This is a genomic window from Corynebacterium sp. HMSC05E07 (assembly GCF_001807225.1).
Classification (GTDB): Bacteria; Actinomycetota; Actinomycetes; order Mycobacteriales; family Mycobacteriaceae; genus Corynebacterium; species Corynebacterium singulare.
The window spans coordinates 1-1,555 of the sequence record NZ_KV788198.1 but is presented as its reverse complement, the minus strand read 5'-3'; the positions used below and the strand labels follow the sequence as shown (position 1 = coordinate 1,555).

Sequence of the window (1,555 nt, the reverse complement as noted above, 5' to 3'; positions counted from 1 at the left end):
TTTTGTATGTTGGTGCATTGTTGGGTGTCTGGGGCATTATCCCCTGGTTGTAACCCATGCTGGTAACACACTGTCGAAGCCTTGTTGCTTGGTGGTGGTTGTGGTGTGGGGTGTTGTGTGAGAACTGTATAGTGGACGCGAGCATTAAACTGCATGCTTGCCACTGCTTTTACTGACGTTTGTTGGTTGGTGGTGGGTGTGTGGTTTGTGTGATTTCTGTTCTTTTGTGTTTTGTGTAGTTCACGCCGGCCGCATACGTGGTGATGGTGCTTTTGGCATTGTTGTTGTGTGTGGTTGGTTGTGTGTTCGTTATTGAGGGCGCATGGTGGATGCCTTGGCATGCTGAGCCGATGAAGGACGTGTAAGGCTGCGTTAAGCCTCGGGGAGTTGTCAATAAAGCGTTGATCCGAGGATGTCCGAATGGGGAAACCTGGCACCTGTTATGGGGTGTTACCCTTCAGTGAATTCATAGCTGTTGTGGGGGTTTACGCGGGGAAGTGAAACATCTCAGTACCCGTAGGAGGAGAAAATAATATTATGATTCTGCTAGTAGTGGCGAACGAACGTGGATGAGGCTAAACCGTATGCATGTGATACTTGGTAGGGGTTGTGTGTGCGGTGTTGTGGGGCCCGATTTTAAGCTAGCTACCACTGGTTTGCGTGGGTGTTGTTGTTAGGCGAAGTGGTGTGGAAACACCTGCCAAAGAGGGTGATAGTCCCGTAGTTGAAGACTTCAGCATCTGTGTGGTTGGGTGCCCGAGTAGCAGCGGGCTCGTGGAATCTGCTGTGAATCTGCCGGGACCACCCGGTAAGCCTAAATACTTAGTGTGACCGATAGTGTATGAGTACCGTGAGGGAATGGTGAAAAGTACCCCGGGAGGGGAGTGAAATAGTTCCTGAAACCATGTGCTTACAATCCGTCAGAGCACCGTTTGTGTGTGATGGCGTGCCTTTTGAAGAATGAGCCTGCGAGTCAGCGGCATGTCGCGAGGTTAACCCGTGTGGGGTAGCCGTAGGGAAACCGAATCCTAATGGGGTGAAAAGTGGCATGTCCTGGACCCGAAGCGGGGTGATCTACCCATGGCCAGTGTGAAGCAGCAGTAAGATGCTGTGGAGGCGCGAACCCACGTAGGTTGAAAACTGCGGGGATGAGCTGTGGGTAGGGGTGAAAGGCCAATCAAACTCCGTGATAGCTGGTTCTCCCCGAAATGCATTTAGGTGCAGCGTCGCATTAGCTTGGTGGAGGTAGAGCTACTGGTTGGTTGAGCGGGACTACAATCTTAGCAATGTCAGCCAAACTCCGAATGCCATCAATTGTGTTGTGCGGCAGTGAGACTGTGGGGGATAAGCTTCATAGTCGAGAGGGAAACAGCCCAGATCGCCGGTTAAGGCCCCTAAGGGTGTGCTAAGTGGAAAAGGATGTGGGATCGCGAAGACAGCCAGGAGGTTGGCTTAGAAGCAGCCATCCTTGAAAGAGTGCGTAATAGCTCACTGGTCGAGTGGTCCTGCGCCGACAATGTAGTGGGGCTCAAGCACACCGCCGAAGCCGCGGCAA

The 1,555-nt window shown here is 52.3% G+C and carries 1 rRNA gene; it reads left to right on the top strand.

Features of this window, described 5'->3' with window-relative positions:
• Positions 1–302 precede the first annotated feature (302 nt).
• A 23S ribosomal RNA gene (locus HMPREF3149_RS00005) occupies positions 303–1,555 on the top strand; the annotation flags it as partial.